This window comes from Campylobacter sp. BCW_4321 (assembly GCF_001763075.1).
GTDB lineage: Bacteria > Campylobacterota > Campylobacteria > Campylobacterales > Campylobacteraceae > Campylobacter_D > Campylobacter_D jejuni.
Window position 1 is genome coordinate 1 of record NZ_MJYA01000043.1, and the last position, 2,039, is coordinate 2,039.

Annotated in this window: 2 pseudogenes; both read right to left on the reverse strand. The window is 34.6% G+C overall.

The window, feature by feature from the left end:
• A pseudogene (locus tag AJN58_RS05995) lies at positions 1 to 995 on the reverse strand (hypothetical protein); the annotation flags it as partial.
• Positions 996 to 1,069: 74 nt separating this feature from the next.
• Positions 1,070 to 2,039 (reverse strand): annotated as a pseudogene (locus AJN58_RS06000) (hypothetical protein); the annotation flags it as partial.

A 2,039-nucleotide genomic window follows, 5' to 3' on the forward strand; every position in this document is an offset into this window, starting at 1 on the left:
GTTGCACCTGATATGGAGGCATTAAGATTAAAATCTGTAGTAAGCTTTCCTGTTATTGGATCATAGATTAAATCAATTTCCCCGCTACCATTGGTTCCTATATTGCCAATATTATCTGGTTTTACCCCTGAGATGATATCATTTATATCTCCTATTCCATCTAGATCAGCATTGCCTTGATCAACGGTTATATTATCTACTTTTACATTATCTTTACCATCTCCACCTACAATCACAGTGTCTAATTTACCTGTATCTTTATCTGTAGAAACAACCCAATCTTCTATGATGATGCTACCATTACCATTATTGGTTACGTGATTGCCGTTATCACCTTTATTTATGGTTCCTTGGTTGTCAATAGTTATAGTTCCACCACCATTATTGGTAATACCTCCACCTATAGTAGCACTTTCTCCATTAGAAATTTCAAGTTTATTATCACTATTGTTAGTGATAGAACCACTTATACCTGTATCAGAAGTAGAGGTGTTAGTGATGGAATCAAGTTTACCACCATTTTCTACTACTATATTTCCTGAGATAGAACCATTGTCTGTATTGGTAATACCACCTTCAACTGAGCCCCCATTCTCTACTTTGATTTCACCGTTGATAGAGCCATTGCCTTGATTGACTATGCCAGAGCCTCCATTTGAAGAGCTAACACTACCTCCTGAGATGATAATGCCACCTTTTTTATCATCGCTATTACCTATGATACCTTCATTGACTATACCTGCAACTCCACCACTTACTTCACCTGAGATGGTGATTTGGGTATTGATTTCTTTACCGTCTCCTATATAAATTCCAGCGTTACCACCATTTACAACAGCATCTTGTTTAACTTCAATTCCACCGACTACTATAGGTTTAGAATTTATATGTTCTATATTAATACCATTGTTTCCAGCCTGAATGCTACTGCCACTTTCTAAAATGATGCTACCTAGATCTATTTTACTGTCACGGTTCCAAGTATAATCAGCCAAACTTATACCATCTAAATTTGCTTTTATAGAGCCTTTGTTAACAAGGGTTTCTATTTTACTACCACCACTTACTATTATACCATTAGATTTTGATGTAATAGTTCCATCATTGGTAAAATTGTTAATAGTAGATGTATAAGCAGAACCATATCTTCCAACAATAATAGCTGCATTTTTTTATCACTACTAGTTGATTCTATGGTTCCTTTGTTGGTAAAGTTTTCTATGATAGCATTATCCAGAGCTACACCTACAGCACCAGAGATTAAGCCTTGATTGGTATTGGTAATGCTTTTCACTCTTGAACCGGCAAGTCTTATACCTGATGACCCAAGTATGGTTCCACTATTGGTAAAGTTTTTTATGGTGCTTTGTAGTATATATATGCCATTAGCATTGCTTGCTATGGTTCCGCTATTGTTAAAGTTTTCTACAGTGCTTTGATCTCCTATCTTTAAACTATTATAATTTTTTAAACCATGAATCAAACCATGATTGGTAAAAGTCTTTATTTTTGCAGTAGATATATCTACCACAGTAGTAAGATCACTTTGCACAGTTCCACTATTTATAAAATTATCTATATTAAAAGTTCCCTGAGAAGTTGATGATCCCATAGAAATGATACCATTAATTTGACCTGTATTTTCAAAGGTATTAACAGTGAGACTTCCATTAAAACCTGGTTTAGGTACTACATATACTTGACCATTGATGGTTCCTTTATTGCTAAGATTAACTGTAGAAGTATCACTGTTGCTAGCACTGATTTCGATCATTCTATTTATATTACCTGTATTACCTAAAGTTCCACCTTGTTCAATTGTTATAGAATGAGGACCATTTCCAGTGGCTTCTATTGAGTTGGTTACTAATCCGTTTACAGTCGTAGTAATCCTAGCTTGAGGAGTATACACACTTGCTGAACTAGCTTTAGTATTTTTACTTATTTCATCATAAGTTTTTATTTCAGGAGTAGGTGCAGCATTTGCACAACTAGCTAAGAAAGAAATAGCAGCTAAAGATAAAACTATCTTTTTAGAA